The following is a 20169-nucleotide window of genomic DNA, read 5'->3' on the forward strand; positions in this document are numbered from 1 at the left end:
GGGAAGAGATGACCGCACAGCCCGTCGAGCCGCCCGAGGACGGCCCCGGAGTCGGCCGAAACCTGGACGGATACGTACTCGTCCCCGCCGCGTGGGTCAAGCACTACGAAGAACTGATCGAGGAACGGGACGACGCCGAAGCGGCCCGGATCGCCGACGAGATCCGGGCCGGAGTGCGGCAGACCACGCCGCTGTCCGAGGTGGAGTGGTGAGCCGATACCGGGTCGAGATCGACAACGAGGCCATCAAGCAGATCAAGAAGCTTGACCGCCCGATCCGCGAGCGCGTACTAGCCGCGATCGAGGCGCTCGCCGATGACCCTCGCCCGGACGGATGCGTCAAGCTCAAGCCGGGCAAGCTGAACTTGTACCGTATCCGCGTCGGCGCGTACCGTATCCGGTACGAGGTCCAGGACGGGATACTCCTCGTCCTGGTACTGAAGGCAGGGCCGCCTGGGCAGGTCTACGACGACCTGTAGCCCATCCATCCGCTTGGTCGTCCGTCACCCCGCGGACCCCGGAGCCGTCCCGGCTCAGTCCCGTGGCGCCTCCGCACACCGGGCCAGGAACACCAGCTCCCTCCCCGGCCGGTCGGGCGCGTCACGGACGTCCTCCACCACGAAGCCGTGGGCGGCCAGATCCGCCTCGACCTCGCTCCGCTCCCGGAACCGCAGCGTCGAGTCCGACGTCAGCACCTCCCCGTCCGAGGCGAACACGTAGGTCCACCGGAACGTCACCAGGGGCAGCCGGACGTCCACCAGCTCGACCCAGCTCTCCACGACGCCGGTCCCGGGGAGCATCGTCACCCGGCGCGTGGCGGCGCGGTTCCACCCCTCCCAGGCGCGCGCGGCCGGATCACGGGTCTCGAACACCAGCCGCCCGCCGGGAGCCAGCGCGTCGCGGGCCCCACTCAGGGTCGTCCGCCACGTCCCCGGGTCGACGACGGCCTGGGCGACGTTCGCGGTCATCGTCACGAGGTCGACCGTCAGCGGGGGCAGCGCCGTCACGTCGCCGTGGATCCACCGCACCCGTCCGGCGCCCGGTTTGGCCCGGGCGACGTCGACCGACGCCCGGGCCGGATCGACGCCCACGACCTCCACGCCGCGATCGGCCAACAGGAGTGCGAGGACGCCCGTCCCGCAGCCGACGTCGAGGACCCGGCGCGCCCCGGACTCGACCGCCAACCGGACGTAGGGGTCGAGGTCACCGCGATCGGGGTCGAGGAGGTCGTAGATCGCGGCGAGCCGCGGATGTCCGAAGCACTCGTCAGCCATGCGGCCGACGGTAGACGCTGCCGGGCCGATCGGCCATCCGTTTTCCCGCGCTCAGGCCGGTGCGTCCGCGGACCACCGGGCCACCTCCGCGTCCGCGTCCCACGACCCGCCCAGGCGCGGCGCCAGGCTCCGACGGGCCACGGCCGCGAACTCCGGCGCGGCCAACCGCCCGCTCCCCTCCGGCAGGGCGCCCACCAGGCCGCCCGCCCCCTCGTCGGCAGATCGGTGAGGTTGCACCGCGTGGCGAGGTCGGGGTGGAGCGGCCACGCGCCCACAACCACCCCGGCCGGGGCCAGCCCCCGCGCGCGCAGGGCCTCGGCCGTCAGCGCCGTCGCGTTGAGCGTGCCGAGACCGGGACTGGCCACCACGAGCACCGGTGCGGACACATCCGTCGCCACGTCGGCCAGCGTCCACCCCTCGGCGTTGAGCCGCACCAGCAGCCCGCCCGCGCCCTCCACCAGCACCAGGTCGTGGTCGCGGTCCAGCTCCCTCACGGTGTCGGCCACCCGATCCGCGTCCAGGGGCGCCGCGCCGCACCGCGCGGCGGCGGTCGCCGGGGCGAGCGGATCGGGGTAGCGCGCCAGCTCCACGGCGGTCACCCCCGGTGCGAGCCGCACGACCTCGTCCGCGTCCGCGGGCTCGCCGGGACCCACCCCGGTCTGGGCGGGCTTGACCACGGCCACGCGCTGTCCGGCTTCCCGCGCCAGCGCGGCGACGGCGGCCGTGACGACCGTCTTGCCGACCTCGGTGCCGGTACCGGTCACCACCAGGAGACTCATCGCTCCCCCAGGGACGCCTCGGCTGCGGCGACCATCCCGGCGGCGATCCGGGCCACGTCGTCCGCCGTGCTCACGTAGGGCGGCATGGCGTACACGTGGTCGCGGAACGGCCGCAACCACACCCCCGCCGCCACCGCCGCCCGGGTCGCCTCCCGCACGCGCACCGGCGCGTCCAGTTCGATCACTCCGATCGCCCCCAACACCCGTACCTCGCGCACGCCGGGAAGCCGCGTCGCCGGGGCCAGGCCCTCCCGCAGGCCCGCCTCCACGCGCGCCACGTCGCCCCTCCAGTCCCCCTCGGTCAGGAGCTCCACCGACGCCAGCGCGGTGGCGCAGGCCAGCGGATTGCCCATGAACGTGGGCCCGTGCGCGAGCACCGGGACCTCGCCCGCCGCGATCCCCCGCGCGACCCGCGTCGTGCACAGTGTCGCGGCCAGCGTCATGTAGCCCCCGGTCAACGCCTTGCCCAGACACATGACGTCGGGCGTCACACCCGCGTGGTCGGCCGCGAACAGCTCTCCCGTGCGACCGAGGCCCGTGGCGATCTCGTCGAAGACAGGAGCAGTCCGAACTCGTCGGCGATCCGGCGCAGTTCCCGCAGGTAGCCGGGGTGGTGGAAGCGCATCCCTCCCGCGCCCTGGACCACGGGTTCCACGATGATGGCGGCGAGTTCGTCGGCGTGCTCACGGGCCAGGGCCTCGAACCCGGACACGTACGCGGGATCGGGTTCGACGTCGAACCCCGCCGGCGGAGCGGGTGCGAACACCTGCGCGGGGAGCACGTCACCCCACAGGGCGTGCATCCCGCCCTCGGGGTCGCAGGCGCTCATCGCGTGGAAGGTGTCCCCGTGGTAGCCGCCGCGCCAGGTGAGGAACCGGCGCCGCCGCGGGCGCCCGGTCGAACGGTGGTACTGGAGGCACATCTTCATGGCGACCTCGACCGACACCGAGCCCGAGTCGGCCAGGAACACGCGGTCCAGCGCCTCGGGGGTGATCCGGACCAGCGCCTCCCCCAGTTCGGCGGCCGGGGCGTGCGTCAGCCCGCCGAACATCACGTGGCTGAACGACGACAGCTGGTCGCGCGCGGCGGCGTCCAGTCGCGGGTGACGGTACCCGTGGATCGCCGACCACCACGAGGACATCCCGTCGACGACCTCATGGGTGCCGTCCTCCGACCACAGCGTCAGCCGCACCCCCTCGGCGTCCGTGACCACGTACGGCCGGTCGGCCGCCGGCACGGTGGTGTAGGGGTGCCACAGGTGGGCGCCGTCCAGGGCGCTGACCCGGCCGGGCCCGGCCGGGAGCCGGGGTCGTGTGTGATCGGTGGAGGTCATGGATGCGTCTCGGGGCCGGGGGCGGGCCCCTTCCTCCCTACGTGGGTGTGGGCGTCAAACCGTCGCGCGGACCCATTGTTCACGGCAGGGAACGGCGGGGCCCGTGTGGTCCTACCAGGATTCCACGCCGAAGTTTGTGGGCTTCCACGGGTGACGCGGCCACCGCGCGACCGGCAGAGTCTAAGGGCGCCTTCCTGGCACGCACTGACCGGACCGACCCAGCGGGATTGGCCGCCGCTGGGTCGGTCCAGCCAGGTGTCGATCCGCCCGGGCGAGGGCAGTCCGCCACCGGCGTGAGGTGCCGCGCCGGGCGCACCCGAACGGTCCCCGGCCCCGGTTCCCGGGCGCCGGCACCGACCAGAGGAGAACCCCCGCACGTATGGAACGCCTCGCCAACCCCACCGTCGCAGTCCCCCCGCGCCCCTGGCCCCTGCGCGCCACCGACCCGAGGCGGTCCGGCCGGGCTCCGCACGAGAACGACCCCTTCGCGTGGCTGGACGGCGCGGCCAGGCACAGGGCCGAGGCCGGTCTGACCCGCCGCACGGTGCCGAGGACCCTGCGCGACGACCTCCTCGACCTGGCGGGCAACGACTACCTGGGGTTGATGCTGCACCCCGAGGTGGTGGGGGCAGCCGCCGAGGCCGCTTACCTCTGGGGGGCCGGAGCGGGTGGATCACGCCTGGTCACGGGGGACACCGAGCTCCATGGGGAGCTGGAACGCGAACTCGCCGACTTCTACGGGACCGAGGCGGCGCTGGTCTTCTCCTCCGGCTACGCGGCCAACCTCGCGATGGTCACCGCGCTGGCCGCCCCCGACCCCGGCGGCGGCCCCGCTCCCCTGGTGGTGTGCGACCGCCACAACCACGCCTCGCTCATCGACGCCACCCGGCTGGCCCGTGCCTGCGGGGCGCGCGTCGCGCTGTTCGAACACGGATCCCCCGGTCACGCCGCCACGGCGCTCGCCGGCGCGCACGGGCGCGCGCTGATCCTGAGCGACACCGTGTTCTCGGTGGACGGCGACCTCACCGACGTCGCCGCGCTGGCCCGTACCGCCCGCGCGCACGGCGCCGCACTGCTGCTGGACGACGCGCACGGGCTCGGGGTCGTGGGGCCCGGCGGCCGCGGCGCCGCCGCCCTCGCCGGTCTGGAGGGCGCGGAGGACGTGGCGGTGTCCGTGACGCTGTCCAAGTCCCTCGGCGCGCAGGGCGGTGCGGTGCTGGGATCGTCGAGGGTGGTCCGCCACCTCATGGAGACCGCGCGCACGTTCGTCTTCGACACCGGGCTCGCCCCCACCTCCGTGGGCGCGGCCCTGGCGGCGCTGCGGGTGCTGCGCGACGAGCCCGACCGGACCGAGGCGGTGCGCGCCCGCGCCCTGGACCTGGCCGAGGGGCTGTGCGAGCGGGGGCTGAAGGCCAGCACGCCGGACGCGGCCGTCGTGTCGGTCCTGGCGCCGTCGCCGGAGGCGGCCGTGGCCTGGCGCGACGCCTGTCTGGAGGCGGGCGTGCGCGTGGGGTGCTTCCGTCCGCCGTCGGTGCCGGACGGCCGGTCACGGCTGCGGCTGACCGCACGGGCCACCCTCAGCGACGCGCAGGTGCGACACGTCGTGGACGTCATCTCGGCGAACCGCCCCGGGTAGTCTGGCCTACACACGACCCGTCCGGAGATGGGAGGCGGAAGCGGCCTTGTCAGCCCCCGAAGACGACCCGTCGACCCCCGTTCCCCCGGAGACCGACTCCACCCGTCCCCCCGATCCCACGAGCCCCGCACCCGACGCGGCACGGCCGAGCGGCACCCGGCGCCGACGCCGCGCGCGGCTCGTCCTCGCCACCGCCGCCGTCCTGGTCGTGGCCCTGGTGGTCACCCTGGTCGTCCCGGCGGGGCGGGACGGTCTGCTCCGTTTGTGGTGCGAGGTCACCGACGGGGTGTGCCCGACCGAGGAACTGCCGCCGATCACCGAGGACGAGGAGATCGACTGGCGGCTCCGGATGGAGCCCCGCGAGGCAGCCCTGTGGGGCAACTACGTGGCGCTGGGCGACTCCTACTCCTCCGGCGACGGCGCCGGGGACTACGACCCCGCCACGGCCGAACCGGGCGGATGCTGGCGCTCCGCGCACGCTACCCCAGGGTGGTCGAGGAGGAGTTCTCCTTCGCCGGGGCGCTCGCCTTCTACGCGTGCAGCAGCCACAAGGGCGCCGACATGCTCTCCGAGATCGGCACCCCCGAGTCGCAGATCGAACGGGTCACCGAGCACACGTCGCTGGTCACCCTCGGCATCGGCGGCAACGATCTGGGGTTCATCCCCGTCCTGCGCACCTGCATCGTGCGGATGCCGCTCCTGGAGAACGGTGTGTGCGCGGCGCAGGAGGAGGACATCGCCGGGCGGATGGACCGGTTCGAGGAGACCCTGACCGAGATCCTCTCCGAGATCCGCGACCGCGCCCCCAACGCGCGGATCCTCGTGCTCGGCTACCCGCGGCTGTTCCCCGAGGATCCGCCGAGCATGTACTACACCCTGACCACGGACGACCAGGCCTGGCTGAACTCGGTCGGCGAACGGTTCAACGAACGGATCCGCGACGTCGCCTACGAGGTCGACGGCCGGGTCTACGGCGGCCGTGACGTGGGCAGCGTCGAGTACGTCAACGTCTTCTCCTCGTTGAACGGGTTCGAGGTCAGCGCCGAGGACGCGTGGCTGAACGGGATCGTCCTCGGCCAACTCGGCGAGGGGATCCGGGTGGACCGCGCCAGCTTCCACCCCACCGCGCAGGGGCAGCTGTCCATCGCCGAACGCGTGCGCCTGCAGATCGAGGAGGGCCCCGAACGGGCGCTGTACGTGGCGCGGGAGACTCTCGACAACGTCAACGAGGACCTTCTCGCCACCGAACTCGGCGGGCCGCTGGACCGCCCCGACGCCTCGGCCTCGCCCGAGGACGGGGAGTCCGTCGGGGAAGCCGAGGCGCGGGTCGAGGAGTAGCGCCCCGGACCCGGCGGCGGGGACGGCGCACCCGGTGCCGGTGCGCCGTCCCCGCCGGTCGCCCTACACCGCCGGGCGGGCCGTCACGCGCGCGTTCTGAGTTCGGCGAGGACGTCACCGAACCGGTCCAGACCCCAGTTGAGGTCCTCCTCGGTGATCACCAGCGGGGGCGACATCCGTACCGTGGACCCGTGGGTGTCCTTGACCAGGACGCCGTGCTCGGCCAGCCGCTGGCACAGCTCCCTGCCGCTGCCCAGCGCCGGGTCGACGTCGATCCCCGCCCACAGGCCGATGCTGCGCGCCGAGACCACGCCGTCGCCCACGAACTCCTTCAGGCGGCGGCTGAGCACCTCGCCCAGTCGGCGCGCGTTCTCCAGGTACGGCCCCTCGGTCAACATCCTGACGACGGTGCCGCCTACCGCGCCCGCGAGCGGGTTGCCCCCGAACGTGCTCCCGTGCTGGCCCGGCTGGATGACGCCGAGCACGTCCTCGTCGGCGACCATGGCCGAGACCGGCAGGATCCCGCCGCCCAGCGCCTTGCCGAACAGGTAGGCGTCCGGCACCACACCGGTGTGCTCGCACGCCCGGATCGTGCCGGTCCGGCCCAGACCCGCCTGGACCTCGTCGGCGATGAACAGCACCCGGTCGCGGTCGCAGATCTCCCGGACGCGCGGCAGGTAGTCCTGCGGGGGGACGATCACACCGGCCTCGCCCTGCACCGGTTCGATGAGCACGGCCGCGGTGGTCTCGTCGATCGCGTCCTCGATCGCCTTCGCGTCGCCGTACGGCACCGACCGGAAGCCCGGGGTGTACGGCCCGAAGCCCGTCCTGGCCTCGGGGTCGGAGGAGAAGGAGACGATGGTGGTGGTACGCCCGTGGAAGTTGGCGCCCGCCACGACGATGGTGGCCTGGTTCTCGGGAACGCCCTTGACTTCGTAGGCCCACTTGCGGGCGACCTTGATACCGGTCTCCACCGCCTCGGCGCCGGTGTTCATCGGCAGGACCTTCTCCTTGCCGACCATGTCGGCCAGGGCGCTCACCCAGGGGCCGAACTGGTCGTTGTAGAAGGCCCGGCTGGTCAGCGTCACCCGGTCGAGCTGCCGGTGGGCGGCGGCGAGCAGGTCGGGGTGGTGGTGACCGAAGTTCATGGCCGAATACCCGGCCAGACAGTCCAGGTACCGGCGTCCCTCCACGTCGGTCACCCAGGCTCCGCGGCCCTCGGCGATCACCACGGGCAGGGGTGAGTAGTTGTGCGCGGACCGTGCCCGCGCGAGGGCGATGTGCTCCTCACTGGAGAGTGCCTGTCCGCCGGGGTTTCCTGCGGAGTCCTGCTGACCCATGTTGCGGGTGTCGCTCATCTAGCCGCTCCGATCACCATTGACCGATGTCAGACAGTAGATACCCACCATCGGGCCCGGTAGAGCCCTGAGGCGGAAGTCCCCAAGAGTTGAGCAGATCATCCGGTGAGCACACAAGAGGTAAGGCAGATCACAGTTCGGGCACCGGGCCCGAAACCCGGGCACACGTCGCGCGCCGAGCCCGCTGAGCGGGGGCCTCGACACGCGACGTGACCTGGACCGAGTTCCCAGGTGACGCGCTCCACAGCCCCGACCGCGATCGCCCCCCTTCCCGCGGGGTACGGTCGGCTCATCAGCCACCCCGCCGCGGCGGTCGGCGTCGCGTGGACGCCCGGCCGAGGTCGGCCCGAGATCCGTTCCAGGGAGGTCCGGCGTGCCCAGCCCAGCGTCCCCCGACGCCCCCTTCTCCCTCCCCCGCCTGCTCACCGCCGTGACCGAGGCGGTGCCCGAACGCGTCGCGCTCGTCGCGGGACCCCGACGCCTCACCTACCGGACCCTGCACGACCGCTCCCTGCGCTTGGCCGCGCACCTGGTGGAGGCGGGTGTGCGCCCCGGGGAGCACGTGGCGATCCTGGCGTTCAACCGGGCCGAGTGGGTGGAGTCCTTCCTCGGGGTCATGCGCGCGGGCGCGGTCCCGGTGAACGTGAACTACCGCTACGTCTCGGGCGAGTTGCGGCACGTGCTGTCGGACTCCCACGCGGTCGCGCTCATCGCGGAGGACTCCCTTGCCGCGAAAGTCACCGCCGTCCGCCCCGACCTGCCCCGTCTGCGCCACGTCCTGCTGATCGAGGACGGCGGCGTGCGCGACGCCGACCTCGACGGAACCGACTACGAACGGGCGTTGGCCTGCACGTCCCCGGACGCCGCCACCCCACCGCCGACCTCCGGCGACGACCACTACCTCCTCTACACGGGCGGCACCACCGGCTACCCGAAGGGCGTGCTGTGGCGGCAGGCGGACATCTTCCGCGCCGCCCTGGAGCGCCGGGCCCCGGGCGAGCCGCGCGCCCGGACCGCCGAGGACGTCGCCGAGCGCGCCCGGCGCTGCTTCCCCCAGCGGATGCTCGTGCTGGGGCCGCTGATGCACGCCGCCGGGCAGTGGAACGCGTTGAGCATGATGCTGTGCGGCAAGCGCGTGGTCCTGTCCACCGACCGCAGCTTGCGCCCCGACCGCGTGGTGGAGCTGGCACACCGCGAGGGCGTCCACGTGGTGCAGCTGGTCGGGGACGCGATGGCCCGCCCGCTCGCACGGCACCTGCTCACCGAGCCTGGGATGTGCCCCGAGCTGGCCTCGGTGCGCTCCGGGGGCACCCCGCTCACCCCGTCCGTGCGCGCTCTCTGGCGGGCCTGGCGCGCGGACGTCGCCCTGGCCGACGCCTACGGGGGGTCGGAGACCGGCGTGTGCGGTTCGGCGTCCCCGCCCGAGGAGGACTCCGGCGGGGCCGGCGACGGCCGCAGCTTCACCATGGGCGGCAGCATCGCCGTGCTGGACGAGGCCCTGCGCCCGCTGAGCCCGGGATCGCGGCGCATCGGGCGCATCGCGCGGACCGGACGCATCCCGCTCGGCTACTACAACGACCCGATCGCCACCGCGCGGACCTTCCCCGTCGACTCCGAGGGCCGGCGTTGGGCCCTGTCCGGCGACTACGGCACCCGTGCGCGGGACGGGTCGGTGATGCTCCTGGGCAGGGGCAGCGTCGTCATCAACACCGCCGGGGAGAAGGTCTACCCGGAGGAGGTCGAGGCAGTGCTCAAGGCGCATCCCCTGGTGGAGGACGCGATCGTCGTGCCCGCCCCGGACGAACGGCTCGGCCAGCGGGTGACCGCCCTGGTGTCGCTCGCCGACGGCGCCGAGACAAGTGCCGACCAGCTGCGCTCGCACTGCCGGGGACGGTTGGCGGGATTCAAGGTGCCGCGCAGCGTCCACGTCGTGGACAGGGTCCGGCGAACGGCGGTCGGCAAGCAGGACTACCGGTGGGCGGCCTCGGTCGCGCGCGGCGGCGCGGAGGGGGACGTCAGCGCGTCCGGCGCCGCTCCCGAACACGCGGTGCACTGACCGGTCCGCGGGAGGCAGGGAGAGGGGCAGCGCCCCCCTGGTGCGGTCCTCCGCACCCGGCGTGCGGGCACACCTCATTTCGGCCACCGAGTCAAAGCAGTCAAACCCAGCCGAAACCCCGTTTGCGCCGTGTCACAGGCGGTCCGGCCCGCCACCCGCGCCGCTAGACTGACCACGCCCGGACGGCCTGAGCCCCCCGTCCCCGGTTCCGGACCACCCGGCGCACCCTCCCGGGGACCGCGCGCCGGACCGGGCACCCCGTCGGGTCCAGGAACCCGCGAGACAGTCCCTTCACGCCACCTCCGCCCGGTCGAGGTGGGTACGGTGACAGCATCAGAACGGAGGACGGCGCGCCCCCTCCCGGAGCATCCGGCACGCGCCCCACAACCCATATGGCCAAGTCAGTAGGCTCCTTCATCTTCAACGCCGTGCGCGGCGGGGCCGTGGGCACCTCGGAGGCCCTGCCCGGGATCAGCGGCGGCACGGTCGCGCTCATCGTCGGCCTCTACGACAAGCTGATCGGCGGCGCCGGCCACATGGTCAGCGGCATCAAGCGCTACGTCACCGACGTCCCGCGCGGCCGCGGCGGGGAACGCGCCCGGGAGCAGTTCCGCCTCGTCGACTGGAGCGTGCTGATCCCGGCGCTCATCGGCATGGCCGGCGCCCTCCTGCTGGCCCTGCTCCTCATCGCTCCACTGGTCGAGGAACACACGCAGTACGCCTACGCGGTCTTCTTCGGGCTGGTGCTCGCCTGCCTGTGGGTGCCCTACTCCGGATCCGGCAAGCCGTGGCGGGCCTGGCACTACCTCGTCGCGCTGGTCTTCGCGGCCGTGGCCTTCGCCCTGACGGGACTGCCCGGCGCGAACCTGCCCGCCCACCCCGCGGTCGTCTTCCTCGTCGCCGCCGTGGCGATCTGCGCCCTCGTGCTGCCGGGGGTGTCGGGTTCGTTCATCCTGGTCACGGTCGGCCTGTACGTGCCCACCAAGGACGCGCTGGAGAACCTCGACCTGGTCTACATCGGGGCCTTCGTCCTGGGCGCGATCACCGGCCTCTCCCTGTTCGTGAAGCTCCTCCAGTTCCTCCTGGAGACCTACCACCACATCACCCTCGTCGTCCTGACCGGGCTCATGGCGGGGTCACTGCGCGCCCTGTGGCCGTGGCAGACCGAGGACCGCGAGATCCTGCCCCCCACCGAGGTCCCCCTGACGGTGACCCTCATGGTGGTCGGCTTCCTCGTGGTCCTGGCCGCCATCGTCTACGAGAACCGCAAGAAGGCCCGGATCGGGATCGCCCACGAGCACCACTCCACCCCGGTCCACTAGGCGTGTCCCGTGGCTGCCGCCCGTCGCGAGCGGCGTGTCCGCCGCGGCGGTCCCCAGGCCGAGGAGGGAGTGAGGACGCGGTCCTCGCGACGGTCCAACGTGCGGACGGTCGTGCCCACACCACGCAGAAGGAGGCAGGGGCTTGCCCTCCCGCCGGAAGGCGGGGCATCCGCCCCAGACATCAGATGAGTGCGTACAACGTCGTGTCCATCGCCGGAAGCGACCCCAGCGGCGGCGCCGGAGTCCAGGCTGACCTCAAGGCGTTCTCCGCGCACGGCACCTTCGGGATGACCGTGATCACCGCGTTGACCGCGCAGTCCACGCGCGGGGTGACGGGCGTCCACGAGGTCCCGGTGGAGTTCGTGGTCCGACAGATGGACACACTGTTCGACGACGCCACGATCCACGCGGTCAAGGTGGGGATGCTCGCCACCGCCGAGATCGCCGAGGCGGTGGCGGACGCGATCGTCCGCCACGAACTGCCGAACGTGGTGGTGGACCCGGTGATGGTCGCCAAGAGCGGTGACCGGCTGCTGGCGACCTCCGCGGTCAAGGCGCTGCGCACGCGCCTGCTGCCGCGCGCGGACCTGATCACGCCGAACCTGCCCGAGGCCGCCGACCTGTTGGGCGAGGCGGAGGCCGCCGACCTGGCGACGATGCGGGCCCAGGCCCAGCGCCTGTTGGAACTGGGCCCGCGCCGGGTCCTGCTCAAGGGCGGCCACCTGGCCGGGGACGAGAGCGTCGACGTCCTCGTCTCCCGGGACGCCGGGCCGGTCGAGTTCCGGGCCCCGCGGGTGGCCACCCGCAACACACACGGCACGGGCTGCACACTCTCCTCGTCGATCGCCGCGCTCCTGCCGCAGCGCCCCGACACGGCCAGCGCGGTCGCGGACGCCAAGGCGTACCTGACCGAGGCGATCCGGCGCGCCGGCGAGATCGACGCGGGCGGCGGCCAGGGACCGGTGCACCACTTCCACCGGTGGTGGTAGCGGCACGGTCACCGGTGGCGCGTGCCGTCACCGGCGCCGCCCGGCGCACGAGAGGGGACCGCGCGGGGCGCGGTCCCCTTCGTCACGTCCTTCCCCGGAGGGTGAGCGCTACGCGCGCACGTCCTCCATGACGGAGTCCGGGTTCTTCCAGTCCGGGTGGGAGAAGAACTTGCGGGTCTCCGCCACCACGACCGGCGACAGCAGCAGGAGACCGATGAGGTTGGGCAGCGCCATGAGGCCGTTGGCGATGTCGCTGAAGAGCCACACCGAGTCCAGTGCGGCGACCGAGCCGACGTAGATGACCGCGATGAACACCAGCCGGTACGGGAGGACGAGTCGCGTCCGCCGAGGAACTCCACGCACCGCTCGCCGTAGTACGCCCAGCCGAGCAGTGTGGTGAACGCGAACACCGCGACCGAGATCGCCACGACGTAACTGCCCACCGGGGCCAGTCCGGGGCTGATCATGCCGAGCCCCGTGGTCATGGCGTCCGTGGTCAGCAGCGAGCCGTCGCTGCTGTTCTCGCCCTGCCAGACCCCGGTCGTGATGATGACCAGGCACGTCATCGTGACGACGATGATCGTGTCGATGAACGTCTGGGTCATGGACACCATCGCCTGCCGGACCGGCTGCCGGGTCTGGCGGCCGCAGCGGCGATGGCGCCGGTGCCCAGGCCCGACTCGTTGGAGAAGATGCCGCGGGCGAATCCCAGCTGGATGGCCATCATGACGCCCGCTCCGGCGAACCCGCCGACCGGGGCGGTCCCGGTGAAGGCGTCGGTGACCACGAGCACGAGCGCCGGGACGATGTTCGCCCAGTTGACGATGAGGATCAGCAGGGCGATGCCGATGTAGGCGATGATCATCAGCGGGACGAGGGCGGAGGCGACGCGGCCGATGCTCTTGATGCCGCCGAGGATGACGGCGCCCGCGAGCACCATCAGCACCAGGCCCACCATCCACGGCTCCAGCGGCGTGATGTTGGTGATCTGCTGCGAGACGGCGTTGGCCTGGGTGCCGTTGCCGATGCCGAAGGCGGCGACGGCACCGAACACCGCGAAGGCCATGCCCAGCGTGGCACCGAGCCCGCCCGGCAGGCCGTACTTGAGGTAGAACATCGGGCCGCCGCTCTGTTCGCCCTTGGCGTCGGTGCGGCGGAACATGACGCCGAGCAGCGCCTCGCTGTACTTGGTGGCCATGCCGAAGAAGCCGACGATCCACATCCAGAACAGCGCGCCGGGGCCGCCCAGGCCGATGGCGAGCGCGGCGCCGGCGATGTTGCCGACACCGACGGTGGCGGCGAGCGCGGTGCTCAGGGCCTGGTAGTGGGAGATGTCGCCCTCGACGGAGTCGTCCTCCTTACGGCGGACGAACGCCAACCACAGGGCGTGGGGCAGCCGGAGGAGCTGAAGCAGCCGCAGCCGGACGGTCAGGAAGACGCCGACGCCGAGGAGCAGCGGGATGAGGACGTACGGCCCCCAGATGATGCTGCTGACCTGCGCGGACATGTCGAGGAATTGATCCATGCGGGGATCTCCCTATTCACGATCAGGTACTGGGGGATGGCCGTGTGCCCGCGGTCGGCGGGGCGACCTTCCCGAGGGATCGGTGCCCACCGGGCCGGGACACCCAGAGAGGTGGTGTCAGGTTTGCAGCGGTTCGTCACGATGGCGTCACGGTCGACCGTCGCAACCGTTGCGGCGGCACGGGACTGGCCCTCTCACGTGTCCGCGGCGCCGTCGGACTGGGCCAGGGCGAGTGCGCTGAGAGCCGCCGCGGCGGCGTCGGGGTCCGCTCCGCGCCCCACCGCGACGCCGAGCAGGTACGTGGTGAGTGGCGCCGCGGGTCGCGCCACGGAGTGGGCGGCGTCCCTGGCCAGGTCGAGGACCCGGTCGACGTCCGCCTTCTCGACGGGCCCGTCCCCGGTCAGGTCCAGCTCGGCGCGGACCATCTCCGCCCATTCCGCGAGGGTCACCGAACGACTCCCTAGGGTTGTGCTGCGCATACGCAAGGCGATCCTATCCACCGTCGGGCCACCGGTTGGCCACGCGGTCGCACGATCGGCGTCACCGCGCGCTCGGCGAAACCACCCCTGACCTTCGGCTTCGGTTCTTCGGGGGCCCGATCACGGTTCATCCCGCCAACCTAGCGTCGGAGGCAGACATCCCCCTGGTGTTGGGAGCCCTGCCCATGTCCCCGACCGATGCCCCGAGTCGAGGCCGCGCGTCGGTGGGCGCTGCCGACCGTGGCCGTGTTCCAGACCGACCTGGCCGGGTTCGCCGGCCGGTACGGGCTGCCCGCGGGCGGGGCCGTGTGGTCGTCGCTGCGCCGGGTGCACTCCGCCGTCGACCGCACGCTGGTGCCGTCCACGGCCACCATGGAGTCCCTGGCCGACCACGGCTTCCCGCGACTGGACCTGTGGCCGCGCGGGGTGGACACCGCGCGTTTCTCCCCCGAGCACCGTGACGGGAACTGCGTCGGGGGTTCCGGCCGTGGCCCCGGGCTCCGGCGGCCCCGTGGACCTGGTCGCCCCCGAGCGCAACGGCCTGCTGTACGACCCCGACTCCGTGCGCGAGCTGCGGGTGGCGGTGGGACGTCTGGCGCACAACCGCCGGGCGCGGGAACGGATGGCGGCCGCGGCGCGCCCCTCGGTGGCGCACCGCACGTGGGAGGCGGTGGGCGCTGAGTTGGTCGAGCACTACCGGTCGGTGATCGCTCCGAGCCGGGAGCTGGCCCGCCAGGCCGACCCGCGGGGGCTGCGGCACGGCCCCCTGTCGGGCACCGCCCCCGGCTCCGCCTGAGGCGAGCCGCTGGGACCCAGCGGCGGCCGGCCGGTGTCGCCGGGAGCCCCGAGGCGCCCAGGAGAAGGCCTCCCCCGGAACGGGCCCGGGGGAGGCCGGTGGGACGCGGCCGTCTCGCCCCCTTCGCGTGACGGGCGCGGTCCGGGTCCTCAGCAGTACAGGGGCTCGGCGCCGTCCTGGCGTTCGGACTCGGCCGCGGTCGGCTCGCCGCCGACCAACGACCCCAGCACCTCCTCCAGCCGGTCCAGGTGCGCGCGGATCCAGGGCAGGGCCAGCGGGTCGGTGGCGGCCAGCGCGGCGTAGCGACGCTCCTCGGAGTCGCCGTAGAGCAGGCTGGTGGCGACCCGCATCCGCAGGGCCTCGGCGCCCTCGCCGAACTCGACGGCGGGCAGGACGCCCATGCCGTACCGGTCCAGGAGCAGACCGGTCAGCTCCGGACCGGTGGTCACCCCGTGCACGGCGGCCAGCCGTTCGCGGTGCGGTTCGAAGTCCGGGTAGAGGTAGAACGCCGCGCGCGGGGCGGCGACCGCGGCTCCCGCGCGGACGAACGCGTCCGTGACGGCGCGGGCGACGAGGCCGTGCAGGCGTCGGCTGCGGCCGATGTGGTCGACGAGTTCGGCGGGTTCGGTGAAGGCGTGGGCGGCGGCCGCCTGGACGGGCGCGGAGGGACTCGACCAGATCTCGCTGGCCAGGCCGAGCAGGCCGCCCCGCAGCCGGTGGCCGATCTCGGAGTCGGGCAGGCGCAGGACGCCGATCCGCCAGCCGCCCAGGGCCAGGTTCTTGCTCAGCCCGGTGGAGACGACGGTGCGCTCGGGCGCGAACTCGGCGGGGCTGCGCACCTCGGTCCGCGTCTTGCCTGGGGCGGGGTGGACGAGGTCGCGGTAGATCTCGTCGGAGATGATGACGAGGTCGAGTTCGCGGGCCACCTGCGCCAGGCGGCGTACCGTGTCCGGCCCGGCCACGGTGCCGGTGGGGTTGTCGGGCAGGGTCACGATGACGGCGTTGACGGTGCGGCCCTGTTCGCGTGCTCCGGTGACGGCGGCGTGCAGCAGATCGGGCTGGGGGACACCGCCCTCCCCCGTGGCCGTGGGGACCATGAGCGGCCGCTGGCCGACCAGGCGGCTCTGCGCCGCGTAGCTCACCCAACTGGGGGCCGCGATGGCCGTGTCGCCGCCGATCTCCAACAGGAGGCTGTACAGCAGCGGCTTGCTGCCGGGACCGGCGATGACCAACCCGGGGTCGGTCGCCAGCCCCCGCCGCGCCCAGTACCCGGCGGCCGCCTCGCGCAGGGCGGCGGTTCCGGCGACCGGCCCGTAGGCGTTGGCGCCGTTCCCGGCGGAGAGTTGGTCCCTCATCACCGGGTGAACCGGGAGACCTGCCTCACCGAAGCCGAGTGGCAGGACGCTGAGGCCCTGGCGGCGCCTCTCGGCGAGGGCTTCGTTGACGGCGAGGGTCGCGGAAACAGTGACGGTCATCGATGACTCATCTCCGGCTCATGATCTGGCGCTTGACCGCACCATCGGGTGACGGTCTGTCAGTCCTCAGCATGCCTGTGTACTTCCATCAGCACAAGCGAGTCTTTTCGATGGTGAGCGTAAGATGAACTTATGCTCGACCTTCGACGGCTCCACATCCTCCGTGAGTTCAGCGCACGCGGCACGATCGCGGCCACGGCAACGGCCCTCGGTTACACCCCCTCGGCCGTGTCACAGCAACTGGCGACCCTCGAACGGGAGACGGGGGTGGCGCTCCTCGACCGTTCACCCCGGGGCGCCGAGCTGACCGACGCCGGGCGGCTCCTGGTGACCCAGGCCGAGGAGATCCTGGCACTGGTGGAGGCCACCGAGGCGGTCCTGGCCGAGCAGGCCGACGTCGCGATCGGCGTGGTGACCGTGACGGCGTTCCCGACGGCGGCCGTGGCGTTCGCCCCGCTGCTCGCCCCCGCCCTGCGCGCGCACGAGAACATGCAGCTGGTGCTGCGGCAGACGACGCAGTCGACGGGCACACAGAAAGTGCGGTCACGCGAGGTGGACGTCGCCCTGGTCGACGACTGGACGGGGCAGCACCCCGGGCGCGGTCCGGAGAGCGGACTGCGCCACGTCCACCTGTTGCGCGACCCGCTGGTGCTGGCGGTACCCGAGGGCCACAGGTTGGCGGACCCGGACGTGCCCCTGGAGCTGGAGCGCCTGCTCGGTGAGTCGTGGATCGTGGCCCCCGAGGGGGAGCGCTCGCGCTACGGCACGGACCGGCTGCTGGCGGAGGTGGGCGGACTTCCGGGCGCGGCCTGGGAGTTCGAGGGGCTGGGGACGGTTCTGAGCCTGGTCTCCCGGGGTGTCGGCATCGCGGCCGTGCCGGCGCTGGCCATGGTGGGCGCCCCGGCGGGTCTGGTCTACCGGCACCTGTCCGACTCGGCGCCCGTGCGGCACGTGTACGCGGTGCTGCGCCCGGCGACTCTGCGCCGCCCGGCCGTACAGGTCACCCTGGCCGCGCTGCGGGACGCGGCCGCCGAGGTCGGCGAGCACCTGTCGGGAGGGGGATCGGCCGTTCGGGGGCCCGTGGGGGGCGTATGACCTCGCGCCTGGCCGGGCACGGACGGCCGCGGCGGAACACGCGGGCGCCGCCGTCCGGCTTTCGGCGGACACCGGGCCGCGCGAGTCTCACCGCCCGGCGGGTCAGCGCTCCGGCGCGGGGCCGGGACGCGGTCGTGGGGCGCTACCCCCGGCGCCGCGTCCGGTTCATGCGCCGCCGCAGCCTCCGGCAGACGTGGAGGGCCCGGTCGCGGTCGTCGCGGGCGTGCCACCAGCGCGCGTAGGCTTCGAGTCTCCTCCGGCGCAGGGCTTCGAGTTCGGCCTCCATCCGGACCACCCGGTGTTCCAGGTCGATGCGTTCTCGCTCGAACTCGGACATGTCGCGCTCGTGGGTGTGGGCCTCCCGTTCAGCCCTGATCAGCCGATCGGTGAGGCCTTCCGTCGCGTCGCCGACGCGAACGAGTCGGCCGACCCCGACCCGTCCGCTGATGCCCTCGAACCACACATCGTCAGGTATTTCCTGATGAGACCCGAGTTCACGAGCTACCGCGCAAAGAATACGGAAAGTGACATAACGGACATCAATCGTTGACGTCAGCTGATCAGGCGGCGACCACCCGCTCCAGGCGCAGCGGCGCGGGCGCGCCCAGACTCGCGTAGACGGACTCGAACCGCTCCAGGGAGCGGTGGTGGTCGTGCCGCAGCGCCATCTCGCGGCTCGCCTCACCCATCGCGCGGCGGCGGTCGCCGGGCCCCAGGACCGTCCGCAGGCGGTCGGCCAGCACGTCCACGCCGCCAGGAGGGAAGAGGAACCCGTTGCGCCCTTCCTCGACCAGGTGTGGCAGGGCCATCGCGTCGGCGGCCAGGACCGGCAGCCCGCTGGACATCGCCTCCAGCGTGGCGATGCTCTGGAGTTCGGCCACTCCCGCGATGGCGAAGACGTCTCCGGTGGCGAAGACCAGCGGCAGGTCCTCGTCCGGAACGAAGCCGAGGAAGCTCACGCGGTCGGCGATCCCCAGTTCGGCGGCGAGCGCGCGCAGCTCCCGCTCCCGCTGGCCGGTTCCCGCCAGGACCAACTGCGCGTCGTGCTCCGGCGCCACACGCGCAAGGGCGCGGATCGTGTCGTCGATGCGCTTCTCCACGTCGAGCCGCCCCACGAAGACGATGGTGTCGCGGTCGGGCAGACCGAACCGGGCGCGCGCGGTCGCCCTCTCCCCCTCACGGGGGTGGAAGCGCTCCAGGTCGATCCCGCAGGAGATGGCCTCCACCACCCGGGCGAAGCCCTTCTCCCGCAGCAGCCGGGCCGCGCGCGGAGTCGGCGCGGTCACGTGGTCCGCTGCGGCGGCCACGCGCACCATGTCGCGCCAGGCGATCGAACCGGCCACCGTGTGCGCCCCCTGTGGCAGGTGGGCGTGGGCGTACAGATTCTCCGGCATGAAGTGGTTGGTGAACACGACCGGCACGCCCGCCGCGCGGCCCCTGCGGAGCGCGGTCCGGCTGACCGGGAAATGGCTCTGCACGTGGACCACGTCCGGGTCCAGGCGCGCCACCAGCCGCGCCGTGTGCCCGCCGATGCCCAAAGGGACCGCCATCCGCATCGACTCCTGGAGCGGGATGGGGGCCGACCGCAGCCGGTGCTCGGTCACTCCGTTGTTGACGGCCACGTACGGGTCGCCGTGGTCGGAGGGGCAGATCACGTGGACGCGGTGTCCGCGCCCCGCCAGCCCCTCGGCCAACCGGTGGGTGAAGTACCCGGCGCCGTTGACGTCGGGCGGGTACGTGTCCGTGGCGATGAGCACGCGCAGCACACGGTCGGTCCTGGTCATGGATACTCCTTCAACGGGTGCGAGTAGGGGCGCCACACCGCTCCCCGGCCTCCCGGGCCTCGGGGTTGCGGTGGCGGGTTCGGGCCAGGGCGATGGTTCCGGCGATCGCCAGGGCGGCGAAGGCCGCGGCCCCCGCCTGGGCGACGGTGGTCTCGGGGACCCCCTCCCCCAGCAGGAGCGCGCCGATCCCCACGCCGACGACGGGGTCGGTGATCAGCAGAGTCGCGTAGGCCGCCGCGAAGTGGCCGGTCCGATAGGCGTTCTGCATGAGCAGTGCGCCGAAGACCGCGGTGAGCGCGGCGAGCGGGGTCAGCCAGCCGAACAGGTTCGTCCAGTCGTCGACGGCGTTGGCGGCGATCACGCGGGCCAGACCGGACGTGGTGCCCATGGCCGCTCCGCCCGCCAGGGCCAGCAGCAGGGCGCGGGCGCCGCTGGGCGTCCAGTGCGCGGTGAGGTACACGGCCAGGCCGAGCCCGAGGGTGGCGCCCGCCAGCGCCAGCGCCGTCCCCGTCCGCATGACGGGCGTCTCGGCGCCGTGCGGGAAGACCCACAGGAGGCCGACCAGGCCGACCATGACGGCCATCCCGGCGATGATCTGCCAGGCGCTGACCCGCTGGTGGTTGAACAGGGCCGACAGAACGATCGCGAAGAGGAGTCCGGTGACGCCGATCGGCTGGATGAGGGTGAGCGGGGCCCCGCTGAGCGCCACGAGGTGCAGGGAGGCGCCGAGAACCGCCGCGCCGCTGCCGATCAGCCACCGGGGCTGGCGCAGCAGGTGGAGGAGGAAACCGGCCTTGGCGACCTTCTCCCCCGGCGCCCGGACGGCGTCGCGCTCCTGGAGCGCCGAGCCGAGTGCGAGGGTGAAGGCCCCCACCACGGCGATGAGGACGGACCACGGCATCAGCACCACCGCCGCCGGGTGACCCGCGCC

Annotated in this window: 15 protein-coding genes and 5 pseudogenes; 10 read left to right on the top strand and 10 right to left on the bottom strand. The window is 73.0% G+C overall.

Going from position 1 to position 20169, the window contains the following annotated elements; all coding sequences use genetic code 11:
* Positions 1 to 8: 8 nt before the first annotated feature.
* Both BJF83_RS09710 and BJF83_RS09715 read left to right on the top strand, forming a co-directional pair.
* Positions 9 to 212, top strand: coding sequence for a hypothetical protein (locus tag BJF83_RS09710; protein ID WP_075926026.1), 204 nt, complete (start codon positions 9 to 11; stop codon positions 210 to 212).
* A complete protein-coding gene (locus tag BJF83_RS09715) occupies positions 209 to 478 on the top strand; it encodes a type II toxin-antitoxin system RelE/ParE family toxin (RefSeq protein WP_075926027.1) in 270 nt (89 codons plus the stop codon). The genes BJF83_RS09710 and BJF83_RS09715 overlap by 4 nt, the downstream gene beginning before the upstream one ends.
* Before the next feature lie 54 nt (positions 479 to 532).
* Here the strand turns inward: BJF83_RS09715 and BJF83_RS09720 are convergent, their stop codons facing one another.
* The 3 genes and pseudogenes from BJF83_RS09720 to BJF83_RS09730 form a co-directional block, all read right to left on the bottom strand.
* Positions 533 to 1273 carry a bifunctional 2-polyprenyl-6-hydroxyphenol methylase/3-demethylubiquinol 3-O-methyltransferase UbiG gene (locus BJF83_RS09720; RefSeq protein ID WP_075926028.1) on the bottom strand — a complete coding sequence of 247 codons (741 nt, stop codon included), beginning with the start codon at positions 1271 to 1273 and terminating at the stop codon, positions 533 to 535.
* Positions 1274 to 1324: 51 nt separating this feature from the next.
* Positions 1325 to 2052: pseudogene (bioD, locus tag BJF83_RS09725) on the bottom strand (dethiobiotin synthase).
* Positions 2049 to 3385 (bottom strand): annotated as a pseudogene (locus BJF83_RS09730) (adenosylmethionine--8-amino-7-oxononanoate transaminase). The pseudogenes bioD and BJF83_RS09730 overlap by 4 nt, the downstream one beginning before the upstream one ends.
* A gap of 379 nt (positions 3386 to 3764) precedes the next feature.
* On the opposite strand from BJF83_RS09730, the gene BJF83_RS09735 reads away from it, so the two are divergent.
* Together BJF83_RS09735 and BJF83_RS09740 are read left to right on the top strand one after the other, a co-directional pair.
* Positions 3765 to 5021: an 8-amino-7-oxononanoate synthase gene (locus BJF83_RS09735; RefSeq protein ID WP_075926029.1), complete on the top strand. Its 1257-nt coding sequence runs from the start codon at positions 3765 to 3767 to the stop codon at positions 5019 to 5021.
* Between the two features lie 46 nt (positions 5022 to 5067).
* Positions 5068 to 6359, top strand: a pseudogene (locus BJF83_RS09740) (SGNH/GDSL hydrolase family protein).
* Between the two features lie 83 nt (positions 6360 to 6442).
* On the opposite strand, the gene rocD reads toward BJF83_RS09740, so the two are convergent.
* On the bottom strand, positions 6443 to 7717 hold the full coding sequence (gene rocD, locus BJF83_RS09745) for an ornithine--oxo-acid transaminase (RefSeq protein ID WP_075926030.1): 1275 nt from the start codon (positions 7715 to 7717) through the stop codon (positions 6443 to 6445).
* 373 nt (positions 7718 to 8090) lie between these two features.
* Here rocD and BJF83_RS09750 point away from each other — a divergent pair, with 373 nt between their 5' ends.
* From BJF83_RS09750 to thiD, 3 genes are all read left to right on the top strand, one after another.
* Positions 8091 to 9773 (top strand): acyl-CoA synthetase, encoded by a 1683-nt coding sequence (locus BJF83_RS09750; protein ID WP_075926031.1) that lies wholly within the window; start codon positions 8091 to 8093, stop codon positions 9771 to 9773.
* Positions 9774 to 10165: 392 nt separating this feature from the next.
* On the top strand, positions 10166 to 11095 hold the full coding sequence (locus tag BJF83_RS09755) for a DUF368 domain-containing protein (protein WP_075926032.1): 930 nt from the start codon (positions 10166 to 10168) through the stop codon (positions 11093 to 11095).
* Between the two features lie 185 nt (positions 11096 to 11280).
* The gene (gene thiD, locus BJF83_RS09760; RefSeq protein ID WP_075926033.1) at positions 11281 to 12084 is read left to right on the top strand and encodes a bifunctional hydroxymethylpyrimidine kinase/phosphomethylpyrimidine kinase; all 804 of its coding nucleotides are present in this window, start codon (positions 11281 to 11283) and stop codon (positions 12082 to 12084) included.
* A gap of 108 nt (positions 12085 to 12192) precedes the next feature.
* On the opposite strand, the pseudogene BJF83_RS09765 reads toward thiD, so the two are convergent.
* Positions 12193 to 13609 (bottom strand): annotated as a pseudogene (locus BJF83_RS09765) (alanine/glycine:cation symporter family protein).
* A 194-nt stretch (positions 13610 to 13803) separates the two neighbouring features.
* Positions 13804 to 14058, bottom strand: a complete 255-nt coding sequence (locus tag BJF83_RS09770; protein WP_075926034.1) for a DUF6457 domain-containing protein — start codon at positions 14056 to 14058, stop codon at positions 13804 to 13806.
* 228 nt (positions 14059 to 14286) lie between these two features.
* Between BJF83_RS09770 and BJF83_RS30990 the strand changes: the two are divergent.
* Positions 14287 to 14469 (top strand): annotated as a pseudogene (locus tag BJF83_RS30990) (glycosyltransferase family 1 protein); the annotation flags it as partial.
* A 106-nt stretch (positions 14470 to 14575) separates the two neighbouring features.
* Positions 14576 to 14884, top strand: a complete 309-nt coding sequence (locus BJF83_RS28860) for a glycosyltransferase (protein WP_075926036.1) — start codon at positions 14576 to 14578, stop codon at positions 14882 to 14884.
* Positions 14885 to 15033: 149 nt separating this feature from the next.
* Here BJF83_RS28860 and BJF83_RS09785 read toward each other — a convergent pair whose 3' ends face one another.
* Entirely contained in the window at positions 15034 to 16359 is a 1326-nt protein-coding gene (locus BJF83_RS09785) for a pyridoxal phosphate-dependent aminotransferase (protein ID WP_075926037.1), read from the bottom strand.
* Positions 16360 to 16491: 132 nt separating this feature from the next.
* On the opposite strand from BJF83_RS09785, the gene BJF83_RS09790 reads away from it, so the two are divergent.
* Complete coding sequence (locus BJF83_RS09790; RefSeq protein WP_075926038.1) at positions 16492 to 17454, top strand: LysR family transcriptional regulator; 963 nt, start codon at positions 16492 to 16494, stop codon at positions 17452 to 17454.
* A 142-nt stretch (positions 17455 to 17596) separates the two neighbouring features.
* On the opposite strand, the gene BJF83_RS09795 is transcribed toward BJF83_RS09790, so the two are convergent.
* The 3 genes from BJF83_RS09795 to BJF83_RS09805 form a co-directional block, all read right to left on the bottom strand.
* Positions 17597 to 17917, bottom strand: coding sequence for a hypothetical protein (locus tag BJF83_RS09795; protein WP_075926039.1), 321 nt, complete (start codon positions 17915 to 17917; stop codon positions 17597 to 17599).
* A gap of 97 nt (positions 17918 to 18014) precedes the next feature.
* Entirely contained in the window at positions 18015 to 19238 is a 1224-nt protein-coding gene (locus BJF83_RS09800) for a glycosyltransferase (protein ID WP_075926040.1), read from the bottom strand.
* 10 nt (positions 19239 to 19248) lie between these two features.
* Entirely contained in the window at positions 19249 to 20139 is an 891-nt protein-coding gene (locus tag BJF83_RS09805) for a DMT family transporter (protein ID WP_187347121.1), read from the bottom strand.
* Positions 20140 to 20169 lie beyond the last annotated feature (30 nt).

The organism is Nocardiopsis sp. CNR-923 (assembly GCF_001942255.1).
In the GTDB taxonomy this organism is placed as follows: Bacteria; Actinomycetota; Actinomycetes; order Streptosporangiales; family Streptosporangiaceae; genus Nocardiopsis.